15 protein-coding genes and 1 tRNA gene are annotated in these 17,900 nt (G+C 65.3%); 5 read left to right on the top strand and 11 right to left on the bottom strand.

All coding sequences use genetic code 11. From position 1 onward, the window contains the following. Positions 1-2: 2 nt before the first annotated feature. From QW863_RS07840 to QW863_RS07825, 4 genes are all read right to left on the bottom strand, one after another. Entirely contained in the window at positions 3-467 is a 465-nt protein-coding gene (locus tag QW863_RS07840; RefSeq protein ID WP_315714572.1) for a (2Fe-2S)-binding protein, read from the bottom strand. 164 nt (positions 468-631) lie between these two features. Beyond that, the gene (locus QW863_RS07835) at positions 632-1,582 is read right to left on the bottom strand and encodes a 2-hydroxyacid dehydrogenase (RefSeq protein WP_315714573.1); all 951 of its coding nucleotides are present in this window, start codon (positions 1,580-1,582) and stop codon (positions 632-634) included. Positions 1,583-1,617: 35 nt separating this feature from the next. Then, positions 1,618-3,330 (bottom strand): bifunctional protein-serine/threonine kinase/phosphatase, encoded by a 1,713-nt coding sequence (locus QW863_RS07830; protein WP_315714574.1) that lies wholly within the window; start codon positions 3,328-3,330, stop codon positions 1,618-1,620. Positions 3,331-3,368: 38 nt separating this feature from the next. After that, positions 3,369-4,628 (bottom strand): MFS transporter, encoded by a 1,260-nt coding sequence (locus QW863_RS07825; protein ID WP_315714575.1) that lies wholly within the window; start codon positions 4,626-4,628, stop codon positions 3,369-3,371. Positions 4,629-5,229: 601 nt separating this feature from the next. Between QW863_RS07825 and nirB the strand changes: the two genes are divergently transcribed. From nirB to QW863_RS07810, 3 genes are read left to right on the top strand one after another with little or no spacing between them, the layout of a single operon-like run. Next, the gene (nirB, locus tag QW863_RS07820; protein WP_315714576.1) at positions 5,230-7,689 is read left to right on the top strand and encodes a nitrite reductase large subunit NirB; all 2,460 of its coding nucleotides are present in this window, start codon (positions 5,230-5,232) and stop codon (positions 7,687-7,689) included. Then, positions 7,686-8,012, top strand: coding sequence for a nitrite reductase small subunit NirD (gene nirD / locus QW863_RS07815; protein ID WP_315714577.1), 327 nt, complete (start codon positions 7,686-7,688; stop codon positions 8,010-8,012). Before nirB ends, nirD begins: the two co-directional genes overlap by 4 nt. Positions 8,013-8,022: 10 nt before the next feature. After that, entirely contained in the window at positions 8,023-10,707 is a 2,685-nt protein-coding gene (locus tag QW863_RS07810; protein WP_315714578.1) for a molybdopterin-dependent oxidoreductase, read from the top strand. A 132-nt stretch (positions 10,708-10,839) separates the two neighbouring features. On the opposite strand, the gene rplA is transcribed toward QW863_RS07810, so the two are convergent. The 4 genes from rplA to secE form a co-directional block, all read right to left on the bottom strand. Beyond that, complete coding sequence (gene rplA / locus QW863_RS07805) at positions 10,840-11,532, bottom strand: 50S ribosomal protein L1 (protein ID WP_315714579.1); 693 nt, start codon at positions 11,530-11,532, stop codon at positions 10,840-10,842. A gap of 6 nt (positions 11,533-11,538) precedes the next feature. Next, entirely contained in the window at positions 11,539-11,967 is a 429-nt protein-coding gene (gene rplK / locus QW863_RS07800; protein WP_012045056.1) for a 50S ribosomal protein L11, read from the bottom strand. Positions 11,968-12,202: 235 nt separating this feature from the next. After that, entirely contained in the window at positions 12,203-12,760 is a 558-nt protein-coding gene (gene nusG, locus QW863_RS07795) for a transcription termination/antitermination protein NusG (RefSeq protein WP_284423110.1), read from the bottom strand. Next, entirely contained in the window at positions 12,760-12,951 is a 192-nt protein-coding gene (gene secE, locus QW863_RS07790) for a preprotein translocase subunit SecE (RefSeq protein ID WP_006611822.1), read from the bottom strand. The genes nusG and secE overlap by 1 nt, the downstream gene beginning before the upstream one ends. 425 nt (positions 12,952-13,376) lie before the next feature. Between secE and QW863_RS07785 the strand changes: the two genes are divergently transcribed. Continuing rightward, complete coding sequence (locus QW863_RS07785; protein WP_315714580.1) at positions 13,377-14,612, top strand: ABC transporter substrate-binding protein; 1,236 nt, start codon at positions 13,377-13,379, stop codon at positions 14,610-14,612. 89 nt (positions 14,613-14,701) lie between these two features. Here QW863_RS07785 and QW863_RS07780 read toward each other — a convergent pair. Continuing rightward, positions 14,702-14,777 (bottom strand) — tRNA-Trp (locus QW863_RS07780). 150 nt (positions 14,778-14,927) lie between these two features. Between QW863_RS07780 and QW863_RS07775 the strand changes: the two genes are divergently transcribed. After that, positions 14,928-16,163, top strand: a complete 1,236-nt coding sequence (locus QW863_RS07775; protein WP_315714581.1) for a serine hydrolase domain-containing protein — start codon at positions 14,928-14,930, stop codon at positions 16,161-16,163. A gap of 87 nt (positions 16,164-16,250) precedes the next feature. Here the strand turns inward: QW863_RS07775 and QW863_RS07770 are convergent, their stop codons facing one another. Both QW863_RS07770 and QW863_RS07765 read right to left on the bottom strand, forming a co-directional pair. Then, positions 16,251-17,018, bottom strand: a complete 768-nt coding sequence (locus QW863_RS07770) for an SDR family oxidoreductase (protein ID WP_315714582.1) — start codon at positions 17,016-17,018, stop codon at positions 16,251-16,253. A 174-nt stretch (positions 17,019-17,192) separates the two neighbouring features. Next, positions 17,193-17,900, bottom strand: a complete 708-nt coding sequence (locus QW863_RS07765) for a histidine phosphatase family protein (protein WP_315714583.1) — start codon at positions 17,898-17,900, stop codon at positions 17,193-17,195.

Genomic DNA, 17,900 nt, shown 5'->3' with positions numbered 1-17,900 from the left:
GATCAGCCCTCCAACGTCTTGGCTGCGGTATGGATGGCAGCGCGGATGCGCACATAGGTGGCGCAGCGGCAGATGTTGCCGTTCATCGCGAGATCGATGTCCTCATCGGTCGGCTTGGGATTAAGGCCGAGCAGCGCGACCGCGCTCATGATCTGGCCGGACTGGCAGTAGCCGCATTGGGGCACGTCGAGTGCCGCCCAGGCCTTCTGCACGGCCGCACCTTCCTTGCCGCTCAGCCCTTCGATGGTGGTGATCTCGCTCTTGCCCACCGCCGACACCGGCAGCGAGCAGGAGCGAACGCTCTGGCCGTCGAGATGCACGGTGCAGGCACCGCACTGCGCCACGCCGCATCCGTATTTGGTGCCGGTCAGCCCGGCATTGTCCCGGATCGCCCATAACAAGGGCGTATTCGGGTCGACGTCGATCTGATGCTCGCGCCCGTTGATCTTGAGGGTGAACGCCGCCATGCCGCTCTCCTGAATTGCAGGAGAGGAACTTAGAAGCGTTTGAAAATCACTCGCAATTCACAGAGGCGTGCAGTGCGTCAGAATATTTCTGCACCACGCGTGGAACTTATCTGCGGTCTGCGCGTTTGGCGTTGCGGTGCTGGGGGAGCGCCATCTGCGCTTGCCTATCCGACCCGAAACGGCAGTGGCTCCCCTGCAAAGAACGCCGTGAGATTGGCCACCACGCATTCCTGCATCGCCACGTGAGACTCGCGGGTGTTGCCGCCGATATGCGGCGTGACCACCACGTTCTGCAACGACGTCAGCCCATCCGGGGCGTGCGGCTCGGTTTCGAATACGTCGAGCCCGGCGCCAGCGATGATGCCGTCCTTCAGCGCTGAAAGCAGCGCCCTTTCGTCGATCACGGAGCCACGCGAGATGTTGACGACATGGCCGTCGGGCCCGATCTTCTTCAGGAGATCGGCATCGACGACGTGCGTGGTCTCCGCGCCGGCGCGGACCGCGATCATCAGCACGGTGCACCATTCGGCCAAGGCATCAAGGCTTGAAAAATACTGATACGGCAGATCGTCGTGGCGCGTGCGGCTGAAATAGCCGACCTCGGTCTCGAAAGCGGCGACGCGCGCGGCGATCTTGCGGCCGATTTCGCCCATCCCGTAGACGCCGACCTTGCAGCCGGACAGACCAGGCGGCGGCTTCAACAGCGGCGACGGCCGGGCCTCCACCCAGCCACCGGTGCGCACATAGGAATCCGCCGCCGTCAACCGCCGCACGCTCGCCAGCATCAGCATGAGCGCGATATCGGCGACCGCTGCAGCGTTCGCGCCGGGACTATGGCCGACCACGATATTGCGCGCCGCGGCCGCCTTCAGGTCGACGCCATCATAGCCCGTGCCGTAACAGACGATGGCCCCGAGCGCCGGCAGCCGGTCCATGTCGTCGGCCCCCAGCGGCGTGCCGCCGGCCGTGATCAGCGCCCGGATCCGCGCGACCTCGTCCGCCGGAAACACCTCGTGCGCCGGCTTGCCGCCGCTGTCGAGCAGCTCGAAGCGATCGGCGAAGCGCTGGGTCAGCGACTTCGGCAGGCGGGAATAGATCAGGACCTTCTCGGGCATCGGGATTACCTATTCGGGCGGTCGCACGTCGCCACTCAGTGTCGCGTCAGCAGGCTCAGCAGAATGATGATGATGATGAATTGAAGCGCGCAGAGCATCCTCCAGAACAACAGCGGATTGCGGTCGTGAAGCGAGCGACGCTTGGCGATCGCCGGACCCGCCCATGACGCACCGTTCTCCAACTCGTGGGCGAATTCGATGGCATCACCGTAACGCTGTGCAGGATCGACGTTCAACGCCTTTCCGATCACGGCGTCGAGCCAGGCCGGCAGTTCCGGTCGGTAGCGTGAAATCGGCACCGGTTTGCCGAAGCGCGGGCGCGAGAACGGCTCGATCTCGCCGAACGGATAAGAGCGCGTGAACATGCGGTAGACGGTGACGCCGAGGGCGAACAGGTCGGACGCTTCGTCACCCGGCTTACCGGCGAACAGCTCCGGCGCCATGTAGCTCGGGGTCCCCGGAATATCCTCGGCCGGAAAGTCCTCGAACCGCGGCACGCGCGCGACCCCGAGATCGATCAGGCGCAAGCCGCCGTTCTCGAGCAGGATCACGTTGTCCGGCTTGATGTCGCGATGGATGATGCCGGCCCGGTGCAACGCCACCACCGCGCGCACGAGCTTGGTCGCGATCGCGGTGCCCTCCGCAAGCGACAATCGGGGCGGCCGGTTCAGACGCTGCTCGAGCGTCTCCCCCGCGTAGAATGGCATTGCCGAATAGAGCCGGGTCTGGCGCTCGACGGGAAGCTCGATGATCTCGCCGATCCAGATGCTGCGCACACGCGCGGCGACCCAGGCTTCGCGAATGAACGCCAGGCGGAACGAACCTTCGCTCGCGACGCGCGGATGCGGAAATTTCAGGACGACCTCCCGGTCACCCTGCCCCGCGTCGATCGCCTTGAACAGCCGGGAGTAGCGGCCATCGGACAGGAGTTCGCCAAGCCGGAATCCGTCGATCACGTCACCGGGCGAAGGCAGCTCGCCGATCGGCAGGGACGAGATCGAACCGGTGAGCTCGTCGCGGTCAGCGGGCGGAAGATCGACGACGTCGAGCACCAGCGCCGTCGAATTGTCATTGCTGCCGGCCGCGAGCGCGGCGGCGACGATCCCGCGCGCGGAATCGTCCGGGGGCGTGCGCTCGGCGAGGATCTCCTGAAGGCGCGAATCCGGCAGGATGCCGTGGATGCCGTCGCTGCAGATCAGAAACCGGTCGTGCTGACGCATGCCGAGCGTCGTGTAGTCGAAGCGGGCGAACTGCTCGAAACCGATGCCCCGGTTGAGAACGTGGGCAAGGTCAGCGCGGCCCGCGACATGGTCGGTCGTCAGACGCTCGAGGCGCCCTTCGCTCAGGCGGTAGACGCGAGTGTCCCCGACGTGGACGACGTGGCAGGTTCGCCGCGACAGCACCACCGCGGAGAAGGCGCAGCTCATTCCATGCAACTCGGGGTCGACGCGGCCCTGCGCATGGATCCAGCTATTGATGGCTTCCAGCGCACGCGCGGCTCGGCTTCGCACGCCCGCCGTCTCGGGCAGAGAATGATAGGCATCGATGAAGCCGCGGACGGCGAGCTCCGCCGCCTCGCGCCCACCCTTGTGGCCGCCGACGCCGTCGGCGACGGCGGCGACGATATCGCGATCCGTCGCCCCCTGCAGGCCAAGGCGGGCGCCGACGTAATCCTCATTGTTCGGTCGCTTGCCGGTCTCGCTAGCGAAGCCGACGCGAACCTGAAGATTGCGATGCGCGCCGGCCACGCCTGAACACCTTGCCTATGGAGCGACGGCGCGTCGGGTCAGACGCGCGCGCCGGAAACGGCGCCCCACGTGGTGCGCCAACGGACCTTGACCATGGCAAGTCCGACGAAGCCGAGCAATGCCAGCAAACCAAAGAACAGGAAGCCGGCGCCGAATCCGCCGGTCATTCCCTTGGCCGTGCCGAGCGCCTGGGCGAGGAAGAATCCGCCGATGCCGCCTGCGCAGCCGACGAGACCGGTCATCAGGCCGATCTCGTGGCGGAAGCGCAGCGGAATGAGCTGGAACACCGCGCCGTTGCCCATCCCGAGCGCGAGCACGCCGACCGAGAACAACAGCACCGAAATCCACGCAATGCGTGGCATGTTCATGAGCTCCCAGCCCGCCTGGGTCGGCGCAGCCGGCCCTTCCGGCATGAAGGCGATCACGACATAGGCGGCGACCACAATGCCAAACAGGATCGAGAGCGACCGGATGCCACCGATCCGGTCCGCAATGAGACCGCCCACCGGACGGAAGCCGGAGCCGAAAGCGACGATCAGCGCCACCAGCAATCCGGCCGCCACTCCGGAGACATGATACTGCACCGAGAAGTACAGCGGCAGGGCGTTGGCGAGGCCGACGAAGCCGCCGAAGGTGATGAAGTAGAAGAACATGAACCAGCGGCTGTCGGGATCGCGCAGCAGGCCGCCATAGGCCTTGAGCGAGACCGGCTTGCGTTCACCGGGCGCATCCTTCGCGGCGACGATGTAGTAGATCAGGACCATGACCATCGGGATGAGCAGCACCCCGAAAACGGCCTGCCAGCCCCAATGTTCGGCGATGGTCGGCGCGAGCAGCGTGTCGAGCACGACGCCCATGTTTCCGGCCCCTGCGATCCCCATCACGATGCCCTGATACTGCGGCGGATACCAGCGGCTGGCCTGAGGCAGCGCGACGGCGAACGAGGCGCCGCCGATGCCGAGCACGACGCCGAACAGCTCGACGGCCAGCTTGCTGGGGAGTCCGAAATAGGCAACGCAGGCGGTCGCCGTCATGACCACCAGCTGCGCGATCACGCCCGTGCGCTTGGCGCCGATGATGTCGGCCAGAATGCCCATGGGAACACGCAGCAGCGCGCCTGCCAGCACGGGGATCGCGACCAGCGTGAACTTTTCGTTGACCGCAAGATTCATGTCGCGGGCGACATAGACGATCAGCGGTCCGAGTGCGACCCAGGCCATGAAGCTGATGTCGAAATAGAGGAAAGCAGCCAGCAGTGTCGGCCAATGACCGGCCTTCTTGAAGTCGTCGAGCTTCATGGTCTCAAACCTCGTGACGCAGGCGCGCGCGAGCAGGCTCGGCAGGAGCTGCGTAAAAGGGACAAATTGTCGGGTGAGTTGAGCGGCGGTCTCGTCGTTGAGATACGCCCGGTCCTGCCCGCCTTTCAGCAAGTTTCGCACCAACTTTGGTGATTCACGTTTTTCTCAACCCGTACCGGCGCTTGGGACTTCGAAGCCGCAGTTCTACGGATCGCTGATGCTCAACATGAACGCAGAGCCCGCCTGCACCGCGCGCACACTGATGGCTTTTTGAGCGCCCGCCGAAGCCGACGCGATCGGTACTCGAACGGAAGGGCCTCCATCGAGGATGCACATAATCTGATCTGCCGCGGCTACTATTTGAGCGCAGGTGTCGCCAGCGGCGCGCGCAAGCGGCGGCTCAACCCTTGAATTACCGCGATTTCCGGCGACGACCCGAATGGCACGAGATTTGAATTAGTTGGCTCGCGACCGTCATTGGCGACGATCAGCTCTGCCCGCAGTTGGGCCTCCCCCAAAATTCAAACATGACCACAGCGACCGATGGGCCGATGCCCGTTCGCGTCGCCGCTGGATGTCGCTGGCATTCGAAAGGCAGACCATGCTCGACAAGACGATCAAGCAGAAACTGGTGGTGATCGGCAACGGCATGGCCGGCATTCGCACGGTGGAGGCACTGCTGGAACGGGCGCCTGATCTCTACGACATCAGCGTCTTCGGCGCCGAGCCCTACGGCAACTACAACCGCATCCTGCTGTCGCCGGTGCTCGCGGGCGAGAAGACCGTCGACGACATCATGCTGAACACGGAGCAGTGGTACGAGGACAACCAGATCACCCTGCGCAAGGGCGAGACGGTCACGATGATCGACCGCCGGAGCTGCGAGGTGGTCACCGAAACTGGCGAACGCTATCCTTATGATCGGTTGCTGATCGCGACCGGCTCGAGCCCGATCGTTCTTCCGGTCCCCGGCGCCGCCCTGCCCGGCGTCATCGGCTTCCGCGACATCAAGGACGTCGAGCACATGGTCGAAGCCTCGACGCGACATCGCCACGCGGTCGTGATCGGCGGCGGCCTGCTCGGCCTCGAAGCCGCCAATGGTCTGATGAAGCGCGGCATGAAGGTCACGGTCGTGCATCTTCTCGACACGTTGATGGAGCGCCAGCTCGACCCGGTCGCCGGCGGCATGCTGCGCAAATCGCTGGAGGAGCGCGGGCTGGAGTTCAAGATGCCGGCGCAGACGCAGGCCATCCTCGGCGAAACGCACGTCACCGGCGTCCGCTTCACCGACGGCACCGAGGTCGCGGCCGATCTCGTGGTGATGGCCGTGGGCATCCGTCCCAATATCGAACTGGCAAAGAAGGCCGGGCTGTACTGCGAGCGAGGCATCGTGGTCTCCGATACGATGCAGACCTATGACGGTCGCATCTACGCCGTCGGCGAATGCGTGCAGCACCGCCGTCAGACCTATGGTCTGGTGGCGCCGCTGTTCGACCAGGCGAAGGTCTGCGCCAATCATCTGGCGATGAAGGGATTCGCCACCTATGACGGGTCAGTGGTCTCGACCAAGCTGAAAGTCACGGGCATCGACCTGTTCTCTGCCGGCGACTTCGCGCCGGGACCCGACAAGGAGGAGATCGTCCTGCAGGATGCCAATCGCGGCGTCTACAAGCGGATCATCCTGCGCGACAAGAAGATCGTGGGCACCGTGCTGTACGGCGACACCATCGACGGGCCCTGGTATTTCCAGCACATGCGCGACGGCACCGATGTCTCCCACATGCGCGAACGTCTGGTGTTCGGCTCGGCGCATCTCGGCGACGGTGGCCACGGCGGACAGAACTCGGTTGCCGCCATGAGCGACGAGGCCGAAATCTGCGGCTGCAACGGAGTCTGCAAGGGCGCGATCGTCAAGGCGATCAGCGAAAAGAAGCTGTTCACGCTCGACGACGTGCGCGCCCATACCAAGGCGTCGTCCTCATGCGGCTCGTGCACCGGCCTGGTCGAGCAGGTGCTGGCGTTCACGCTCGGCGGCGACTACTCGGCGGCGCCCAAGGTGAAGCCGGTCTGCGCCTGCACCGACCACAGCCATGACGACGTCCGGCGCGTCATCATCGAACAGCAACTGAAGTCGATCCCCGCTGTCATGCGGTTCATGGACTGGAAGACGCCGAACGGCTGCCATTCCTGCCGGCCCGCCTTGAACTACTATCTGCTCGCGACCTGGCCCGGCGAGTATCGCGACGACCAGCAATCCCGCTTCATCAACGAGCGCGTTCACGCCAACATCCAGAAGGACGGCACCTACTCCGTGGTGCCGCGGATGTGGGGCGGCGTGACCACGCCCGGCGAATTGCGCGCGATCGCCGACGTCGCCGACAAGTTCAACATCCCGACCGTCAAGGTGACCGGCGGACAGCGTATCGATCTGCTCGGGGTGAAGAAGGAAGATTTGCCGGCGGTATGGGCCGATCTCAACGATGCGGGTATGGTCTCCGGCCACGCCTATGCCAAGGGTCTGCGCACCGTGAAGACCTGCGTCGGGTCGGAATGGTGCCGCTTCGGCACCCAGGACTCCACTGGCCTCGGCATCAAGATCGAGAAGTTCATGTGGGGATCATGGACGCCCGCGAAGGTGAAGCTCGCCGTCTCCGGTTGCCCGCGCAACTGCGCGGAATCGACCTGCAAAGATGTCGGAGTGATCTGCGTCGATTCAGGCTACGAGATCCATTTTGCGGGCGCCGCCGGCCTGCACATCAAGGGCACGGAATTCCTGACCAAGACCGCGACCGAGGACGAGGCGCTCGAGATCATCGTCGCGCTGACCCAGCTCTATCGCGAGCAGGGCTGGTACCTGGAACGGATGTACAAATGGTGCGACCGCGTCGGCTTCGACAACATCCACAAGCAGGTGGTCGAGGACGTCAAGAACCGCAAGGCGCTGTTTGAACGCTTCGCCTATTCGCAGCAATTCTCGCAGAGCGATCCATGGGCGGCGCGCGCCCGTCGCGGCGTCGATCGCAACGAGTTTACGCCGATGGCTGAATTGGAGCTCGCATGACCACCTGGTTTCAAGTCGGCCCGCTCGACGACATTCCCCCGCTCGGCTCGCGCGTCGTGCGCACGCCGCGCGGCAACATCGCGGTCTTCCGCACCGATGGTGACGAGGTGTTCGCGCTGGACGATCGCTGCCCGCACAAGGCAGGCCCCTTGTCGCAGGGCATCGTCCACAACCGCCGCGTGACATGCCCGCTGCACAATTTCGTCATCGAGCTCGCGACCGGACAGGCCGTGGCACCCGACCAGGGCTGTACGCCATCCTATCCCGCAAAGGTCGAGGATGGCGTGGTGTGGTTGTCCCTGCAGCAGACGGCCGCGGCCTGAACGGTATCGCATGAGCGTCAGGACGACATGCCCCTATTGCGGCGTCGGTTGCGGCGTCGTCGCCGATCGGGACGACTCAGGGACCATCAGCGTCCGCGGCGATCCGCAGCATCCCGCCAATCTCGGCCGGCTGTGCGGCAAGGGATCGGCGCTGGCGGAGACGATCGATCTCGGGGGACGTCTGCTCGAGCCGGTCGTGAACGGACGGGCAGCCGGCTGGGATGAGGCGCTCGACCTCGTCGCGAGCCGTTTCACCGAAATCATCCGCGACCATGGACCGGATGCCGTCGCATTCTATGTTTCGGGGCAGTTGCTGACCGAGGACTATTACGTCGTCAACAAGCTCGCCAAGGGCTTCGTCGGGACCGCGAACATCGACACCAATTCGCGCCTGTGCATGGCGTCGAGCGTCGCGGGCCACAAGCGCGCGTTCGGCAGCGACACCGTTCCGGGCTGCTACGAGGACCTTGAGCAGGCCGGCCTGCTGGTCCTGGTCGGCTCCAACGCCGCGTGGTGCCATCCGGTGCTGCACCAGCGCATGCTGGCGGCCAAGGAGCACAATCCCGGCTGCCGTATCGTCGTTGTCGATCCGCGGAGGACCGCGACCTGCGAAGGCGCCGACCTGCATTTGCCGCTGCGTTCCGGAAGTGACGCGGTGTTGTTCAACGGCCTGCTCGCCTATCTCGCACGCGGCGGCTATGCGGACGACGGCTTTGTCAGTGAGGTCACCAGCGGCGTTGAATCGGCGCTGCAGGTCGCCGGCCGGCAGACAGTCGCCGAGACCGCGGCGGCCTGCGGGCTGAGCGAGGGCGCGGTCGAGCTGTTCTTTTCATGGTTCGCGAAGACGGAGCGCGTTGTCACGCTCTATTCCCAGGGCGTCAATCAGTCGAGCAGCGGGGTCGACAAGGTCAATGCGATCATCAACTGCCATCTCCTGACTGGCCGTATCGGCCGTCCCGGCATGGGACCGTTCTCGCTGACCGGCCAGCCCAACGCGATGGGGGGCCGCGAGGTGGGCGGCCTGGCCAACCAGCTCGCCGCGCATCTCGATATCGAGAATGCCGAGCACCGCGAGCTGGTGAAGCGATTCTGGCGGTCACCGGTGGTCGCGCCAAAAGCGGGGCTGAAGGCGGTCGAGATGTTCGATGCGATTGCCGATGGCCGCATCAAGGCAGTCTGGATCATGTCGACCAACCCCGTGGTCAGCCTTCCCGACGCCGATCGGGTTCGTGCCGCGCTGGATCGCTGCGCGTTCGTGGTCGCGTCCGATTGCATGCGCGACACCGATACCAACCGGCACGCCGATGTCCTGCTGCCCGCGCTCGCCTGGGGTGAGAAGGACGGCACAGTCACCAATTCGGAGCGACGGATCTCGCGGCAGCGGGCGTTCCTGCCCGCGCCAGGCGCAGCGCGCGCGGATTGGCGCATCATTTGCGACGTCGCCCAGCGGATGGGGTTCGCCGGTTTCGAGTATGGCAGCGCGGCCGAGATCTTTCGCGAGCACGCGGCGCTGTCCGGCTTCGAGAACAATGGCGCGCGCGACTTCGACATCTCGGCGCTGAGCACGCTCGACAGCCGCGCCTATGAGGCGCTGGCGCCGATCCAATGGCCCGTGACGCGGGATTTTCCGACCGGCACGGCGCGGATGTTCGAGAACAGGCAATTCTTCACCGGGGATCGCAGAGCCCGTTTCGTGGCTGTCACGCCCCGAGCGGCGCGGAACGCCACCAGCCGCGACTATCCGCTGGTCCTGAACACCGGGCGCATTCGCGACCAGTGGCACACCATGACGCGGACGGGAAAATCCGCGCGGCTGCTCGCGCACGTCTTCGAGCCTTGCGCCGAATTCCACCCCGAGGATGCGCGCCTGGCCGGTCTGGAGAACGAGGCGCTGGTGCGGCTTACGAGCCCCTGGGGCAAGATGGTGGCGCGCGTCGCGATCTCGACCGAGCAGCGGCGGGGCTGCGTGTTCGTTCCGATGCATTGGAACGAGGAGTTCGCCGGCGCTGGCCGTGTCAACGCGCTGGTCAATCCCGCGACTGATCCGCTGTCGGGTCAGCCCGAGTCCAAGCATACGCCGGTGAAGGCGGAGCCCTATGCGCCGAACTGGCACGTCTTCATCCTGAGCCGGCAGGAGATCCGCCGTCCGCCATGCGAGTACTGGGTGCAGGGCAAGGTCGGAGCGTGTTTCCGGCTCGAGCTTGCCTTCGACCAGCGGCCTGCGAGTTGGCGCGAGTGGGCCGCCGAACAGCTTGGGATCGCCGGAACGGAGATCGATTGGATTGCGTATCGCGACCCGGCCGCCGGCCGGTTCCGCTACGCAGGCGTATCGGATGGCCGGCTGCAGGGCTGCGTCTTCGTCGCGCCCGACCAGCGGCTGGGATCGCGGTCGTGGCTGATCGGCCTGTTTGCCGAGCAGCGGCTGTCACCGAACGCCCGCAACGCCCTGCTCGCGGGCCAGCCATTGGCGGCCGCCGACGACATCGGTGCGGTCATCTGCTCCTGTTTCGGCATTGGTCGTAACCAGATCTCGTCGGCGATCCAGAACGGCGCAGGGAGCGTCGAGGCCGTCGGCCAACGTCTGAAGGCCGGGACCAATTGCGGCGCCTGCAAGCCCGAGATCGGCAAGCTGCTGGCGGCTGCGAGGCCCAGCATGCGATCCGAGGCCCGGACATCCGAAGGCGCCCGGGGCTGAGCCTCGTTGTGTTTTGCGCCGGCCCGGCTGCAATTTTGCAGCGGGCGTGCCGCTCACTTGGGGTGCGGAAATGCGAAGGGCGGGATCGATTGCCGATCCCGCCCCACTGAATGCTGACGATGTCCGAAGGTGTTACGCGAGCAAGGTGCCCGGCTCGACCTTGACGCCCGGGCCCATCGTCGAAGACACGGCGACGCGCTGGACGTAGGTGCCCTTGGCGCCGGCCGGCTTGGCCTTCACCACCGCATCCGCCAGCGCCTTGATGTTCTCGACCAGCTTGTCCTCGGCGAACGAGGCCTTGCCGACGCCGGCCTGGATGATGCCGGCCTTCTCGACGCGGAACTCGACCGAGCCGCCCTTGGCGCCCTTGACGGCGCCAGTGACGTCCATGGTTACGGTGCCGATCTTCGGATTCGGCATCATGCCGCGCGGACCGAGCACCTTACCGAGACGGCCGACCAGCGGCATCATGTCGGGGGTGGCGATACAGCGGTCGAAGTCGATATTGCCGTTCTGCACCTTCTCGACTAGGTCCTCCGCGCCGACCACGTCGGCGCCGGCGGCCTTGGCTTCCTCGGCCTTCGCGCCGCGGGCGAACACGCCGACGCGGAGCGTACGGCCGGTGCCGTTCGGCAGCGTGACGACGCCACGGACCATCTGGTCGGCGTGGCGCGGATCGACGCCGAGGTTGATCGAGACCTCGATGGTCTCGTCGAACTTCGACACGGCCCGCTCCTTGATCATCTTGATCGCGTCAGCAAGCGGGTAGAGCTTGGTGCGATCGATGCCCTCGCGGGCCTTCTTCAAACGCTTTCCGAGTGCCATGGCGCCTTACCCCGCAACTTCCAGACCCATCGAGCGGGCGGAGCCCTCGACCATCTTCATGGCCGACTCGATCGAGTCGCAATTCAGGTCCTTCATCTTCTTCTCGGCGATCTCGCGCACCTGCGCCTTGGTCACCTTGCCGGCCTTGTCGCGACCCGGGGCCTTGGAGCCCGACTGGATCTTGGCGGCCTGCTTGAGGAAGTAGGACATCGGCGGGGTCTTCATCTCGAAGGTGAAGGACCGGTCCGCATAGATGGTGATGACCACCGGGATCGGGGTGTTCTTCTCTTCCTTCTGGGTCTGGGCGTTGAACGCCTTGCAGAACTCCATGATGTTGAGACCGCGCTGACCGAGCGCCGGGCCGATCGGCGGCGACGGATTGGCCGCGCCGGCCGGAACCTGAAGCTTCAGGTAACCGGTTACTTTCTTTGCCATTATGACTCTCCAATGCGTTCGCGATTCTGCCTGATGCGAACGCAACGCCTTGGGGCGACAAAACCCGTCAGGCGAGGTTTGGGACCGTGGTCCGGCGCGCTTGGCCCGGCTGGCAAAGCCGGTCACGCCTCCCACGAACGAAATCGCCCCCCGTTCGGGGAGCGAAGCGCGCCCGATACACGAGATCGGACGAAAAGGAAAGCCCGGGACGCCGAGAGAGCCGGCAGCCCGGCCCTTAACCGACGATCTTCTCGACCTGGTTGAATTCCAGTTCGACCGGCGTCGCACGGCCGAAGATCGACACCGCGACCTTGACGCGCGAGCGGGCCTCGTCGATTTCCTCGACCACGCCGGAGAACGAGGCGAACGGGCCGTCGGCGACGCGGACGTTCTCGCCGATCTCGAACGACACCGAGGATTTCGGCCGCTCCACGCCTTCCTGCATCTGGTTCAGGATGCGCATCGCCTCGCCTTCGGAGATCGGCATCGGCTTGTTCTCGGCGCCGAGGAAGCCGGTCACCTTGGGCGTGTTCTTGATCAGGTGGAACGCCTCGTCGGTCAGCTTCATCTTCACCAGCACGTAGCCGGGGAAGAACTTGCGCTCGGCGTCGATCTTGCGGCCGCGGCGCACCTCGGTGACCTTCTCGATCGGCACCAGCACCTGCTCGAACAGGTCCTCGAGATTGCGCTGCTTGGCCTGCTCGCGGATCGACTCCGCGACCTTCTTCTCGAAGTTCGAATAGGCGTGGACGATGTACCAGCGCTTGTCGGAGCTTTGCGTTGCGGTTGCCATCAGTGGATGCCCAGCACGAGGGTGATGAGATAACGGATGATCTGATCGGCGGCGAAGAAGAACACCGAGGCCAGCGCCACCATCACGAACACCATGATCGTGGTGATGGTGACCTCGCGACGGCTCGGCCACGAGACCTTGGCGGTCTCCGAGCGCACTTCCTGCAGGAATTTGAACGGGCTGGTAGCCATCGTCAGGGGTCCGCGTCCGTCATCGGACGATTGAAGAGTTGACTGGGAAAACCGAACAGCCGTCCTTGGCCCACCCTCTTGTCGGAGAGATGAGCCGAATCCACGGGCTCGCTTGTTCGGGGAGTGAAAAGCCGCGCCGGATATCCGCTTTTATCGCGGGCCGGCTGCAGGTTGCCAAGATATCTACTGTCGGGCCGGCCAAAGGTCAAGATATGGGCATGCCGGGCGTCGGCGGCCATTCCCGCGTCAGGCCCCCGCCTGGTCCGCCACAACGCGGCTTTTCGTGCCGCGGCAGGCCATTTCCGCACCACGGCAGGTTGAGCAGTTGCCGCGACGAAATGCCCGCGGTGGAGCGGCTCCTGCTCTTGCCGGGCCTGCGCCACCCGCTCATTCTCGTCCGCACGAGAACAATCCGGAGGAAACCCATGACCTTTGCCCCGCGCAAGGGACGGACGCGCCTTGCCGCCGTCAGCCTTGCTGCTCTCGGTCTTGCCGCTCTCGCTCTCACCGCCGTCCCTGCCTGTGCACAAGCCCCGCTCAAGATCGGCGTGCTCGGCGACTTCTCGTCGGTCTATTCGGACATTGGCGGCCAGGGCAATCTCGAGGCGACCAAGCTCGCGGTCGAGGCGTTCGGCGGCAGCATGTTCGGCAAGCCGATCGAGGTCATCAGCGCCGACCCGCAGAACAAGGCCGACATCGCCGCCGCGATCGTGCGCAAATGGTACGAGAACGAGGCCGTCGACATGGTGATCGACATGCCGACCTCGGCCACCGCGCTGGCCGGCATGGAGATGTCGAAGCAGTTCGAGAAGCTGATGATCGTGACGGATGCCGCGAGCTCCGACATCACCGGCAAGTCCTGCTCGCCCTACACCGTGCACTGGACCTACGACACTTATGGAAACGCGCACACGGTCGGCAGCGCGATCGTCAAGAACGGCGGCAATACCTGGTTCTTCATCACCGCCGATTATCTGTTCGGCCATTCGATCGAACGCGACACCGGCGACGTCGTGCGCGCCGCCGGCGGCACGGTGGTCGGCAGCGCCCGGCATCCTCTCAACAACCAGGACTTCTCGTCCTTCCTGCTGCAGGCGCAGGCCAGTAAGGCCAAGATCATCGGCATGGCCAACGGCGGTGGCGACACCATCAACACCATCAAGCAGGCCGCCGAGTTCGGCATCGTCGCCGGCGGCCAGAACCTCGCCGGCATCGTGATGTTCATCTCCGACATCCACAGCCTCGGCCTGAAGCTGGCGCAGGGCCTGATCATCACCGAGGCCTATTACTGGGACCTCAACGACCGCACCCGCGCGTTCGGCAAGACGTTCTTCGAGCGCATGAAGCGGATGCCGACCATGAACCAGGCCGCGACCTACAGCGCCACCCTGCACTATCTCAATGCCGTCAAGGCCGCCGGCACCCGCGACACCAAGCCGGTGCTCGCGAAGATGCGCGAGACCCCGGTGCGTGACGCCTTCACCGACAACGGCATCCTGCGCGAGGATGGCCGCATGGTGCACTCGATGTTCCTGTTCGAGGTGAAGAAGCCCGAAGAGTCGAAGGGCCCGTGGGACTATTACAAGGTGCTGGCGGAGGTGCCCGGCGACCAGGTGTTCCGGCCGATGAAGGACGGCAACTGCCCTTATGTGAAACAATAAGAGGTCGCCGAAATGCATTCGGGGCTCGCGCGCTGCGGGCCCCGACCTCACCTGTCTCGTCCATTTTTGGCTTAAGTGCTTGATCTCGCTGGCAGGAGTGGAGAGGCTCGAACTCCCAACCCCCGGTTTTGGAGACCGGTGCTCTACCAATTGAGCTACACTCCTAGCGAGCCGGGACAGTGTCGCCGGTTCGCGCGCTTTGAAGCATAGACCTCCCCCCGAATGCAAGGGTGCAATGGGGCAAATCGACTGGTCAGACCACAACTTCCGCGCCAGACTTGATGCAAACCGACAACAGGACTTCAGGGAGAGCCCATGACCCCGCCGACTGCCGCATCCAGCGCGCACCTTTCCGCGCTCCGCTCGCTGACGCCGCCGCTGCCGGATGACCGCCCCGAGGCGCTGGGCCTGTCCCAGGCTCGGCTGCAGCGAGCTTCGGATGCGTTCAAGCGCGAGGCCGACAAGGGAACCATCCCCGGAGCCACCCTGCTGGTCGGCCGCCGCGGCCGGATCGGCTGGTTCGACGCCATCGGCCGGCAAGCGCCCGACGCCGACACGCCGATGCGGCCGGATTCGATCTTCCGCATCTTCTCGATGACCAAGCCGATCGTCTCGCTCGGGATCATGATGCTGGTCGAGGACGGCGAGCTGTTGCTGTCCGACCCGGTCGCCAAGTTCATCCCGGAATTCGGCGAGCAGAAAGTGGGCGTCGAGACCGGCGGCAAGCTGGAGCTTGTCCCGGTCGCCCAGCCGATGACGGTCCAGGACCTGCTGCGCCACACCTCGGGCTTGGCGTATGAGCACACCGGCACCGGGCCGGTGCACCAACTCTACCAGCAATCGCGAGTGCGCAGCCGCAAGATCACCAACGCCGAGCACGCGACGATCGTCGCCGGCCTGCCACTGATCTGCCAGCCGGGCGCCGAGTTCAACTACAGCCGCTCGACCGACATCCTCGGGCGCATCATCGAGGTCGTCTCGGGCCAGACGCTCGGCCCCTTCCTTTCCGAGCGCATCCTCGAGCCGCTCGGCATGAAGGAGACCGGCTTCTCCACCGCCGAGGCGAATGCTGGCCGGCTGGCCGAGCCGTTCGCCAAGGACCCGTGGACCGGCGAGGCGGTCAATCTGTTCAAGATGACCGAGCAGCCGCTGATGGAATCCGGCGGCGGCGGGCTGGTGGCGACCACGATGGACTACGCCCGGTTCTGCGCGATGCTGCTCGGCAAGGGCAGCCTCGACGGCACCCGGCTGGTCGGCCGCAAGACGCTGGAGCTGATGGCGTCGGACCACCTCGGTCCCCATGTGAAGACGCAGGGCACGCTGCTGTCGCCCGGTCACGGCTTCGGCCTCGGCTTCGCGGTGCGCCGCGAGGCTGGCATCGCCCCCTTCCCCGGCTCGCCCGGCACCTTCTTCTGGAGCGGCATCGCCGGCACGTTCTTCTGGATCGATCCGAAGGAGGAGCTGTTCTGCGTGTTCATGGCGCAGGCCCCCGGACAACGCGACTATCTGCGCACGCTGGTGCGCGACGTGGTGTACGCGGCGGTGGAATGAGGGCGGCGCGCAGCAAATGCTGTCGTCCCGGCGGACGACAGTTGAGAGTGTGGCGGCATCATCGCGCACCACACCCGTGTGTCCCCCTCAACTGATCGTCGCGCCGCCGTCGATCACCATGGTCTGGCCGGTCATGAAGTTGCCCGCGGCGGAGCCCAGGAAGACCGCAGCACCCGCGATCTCGTCGGGGATGCCGATGCGGAGCAGCGGCGAGCGCGCGGTCGAGGCCTTGAGGTTCTCCGGATTGTCCCACAGCGCTTTGGCGAAATCGGTCTTGATCAGGCCGGGCGCGATGCAGTTCACGCGCACATTGTGCGGGCCGTATTCGCAGGCGAGGTTGCGCGCGAGCTGCATGTCGGCAGCCTTGGAGATCGCGTAGGCACCGAGGATGGTCGAGCCCTTCAGACCGCCGATCGACGACACGATGATGATCGAGCCGTCCTTGCGCGCGATCATCTGCGGCACGACCATGCTGATCAGCCAGTTGTTGGCGACGATGTTATTGTCGAGGATCTTGCGGAACTGATCGTCGGAGATGCCGGCGAGCGGCCCGTAGTAAGGATTCGACGCCGCGTTGCAGACCAGCACGTCGATCTTGCCGTAGATGCGGTTGGCCTCGTCGACGAGGTTCTGCAGGTTCTCCTTGCTGGAGATGTTGGCGGCGACTGCCGCCGCCGTGCCTGCACCGAAGCGGTCATTGATCTCGCGCGCCACCTGGTCGCAGACATCGGCCTTGCGCGAGGAGATCACCACCTTGGCGCCGTGCTCGGCCATGCGTTCGGCAATGGCGAGCCCGATGCCACGCGTGGATCCGGTGATGACGGCGACCTTGCCGGTCATGTCGAACAGGGTCATGGGGAGTTCCTCCTACTTATTTAGCTGTTGTCGGTTTCGAAATTGGCACGGCGACGTCCACGAGACTTTTCCGCGGTGCCAGTGACTGCGCCCTCTCCCACAAGGGAAGAGGGTGCACTGCCCGTGTGGCGGGCGAGATTTTTGAATGACGCGCATAGCAACTCACTACTCGTTTCACGCCAGCTTGCTCGTCGTCACCTCCGGCCCGGCCGGCTGGTGCATCGCGCGGTGCGCGACGTCCGCGATCCAGGGCTGCTGATTGACCATCGGCAGCCGCCAAGTACTCGTCTCGCCGGCCACGATGTGGTCGAGCCGGGTCACCGAGCAATTGTCGATGTCGAAGGCGAGCCCCTTCTCGACCAGGCCGCCGAGCGCCAGGCCAACAGCCGCCTTGATGGTGCCGCCATGGCCGACGGCGACGACGTCGCGGCCGGCTTCCGAAACCGTGATGCGCGCAATCGCCGCTGTCACGCGGGTGTACAGATCCATGTAGCTCTCGCCGCCCGGCGCCGGCTCATCGATGTCGGCGAACCAGTGGCTGCCCGCGGGACGGCTGGCCAGGAACGCGGCGCGGTTCATGCCCTGCCATTGCCCGAGATGCTGCTCGGCAAAAGCGGCCTCCCTGATCATTGCTGCGGGACGCGGGAATCCGGCGGCCCAGATCGCCTCCGCCGTCTGATGCGTGCGCATCAGATTGCTCGCATACCACACCGCGCTGCGCGGCAGGATTTTCGCGACCGCCTCGAACACCTCGCGATCGGAGGTATCGCAGGCGATGTCCGACTGGCCGTAGATGTTGCCGCCGTCGCTGCGCACCGGCGCGTGACGCACCCACCACCAGCGCGTGGTGACGACAGAAGGTTTCGTTCCATCAGCCGACAT

Source organism: Bradyrhizobium sp. SZCCHNR1017 (assembly GCF_032381375.1).
Taxonomy (GTDB): Bacteria; Pseudomonadota; Alphaproteobacteria; order Rhizobiales; family Xanthobacteraceae; genus Bradyrhizobium.
The sequence above is the reverse complement of the archived record's forward strand: the minus strand, read 5'-3'. Positions and strand labels throughout refer to the sequence as shown.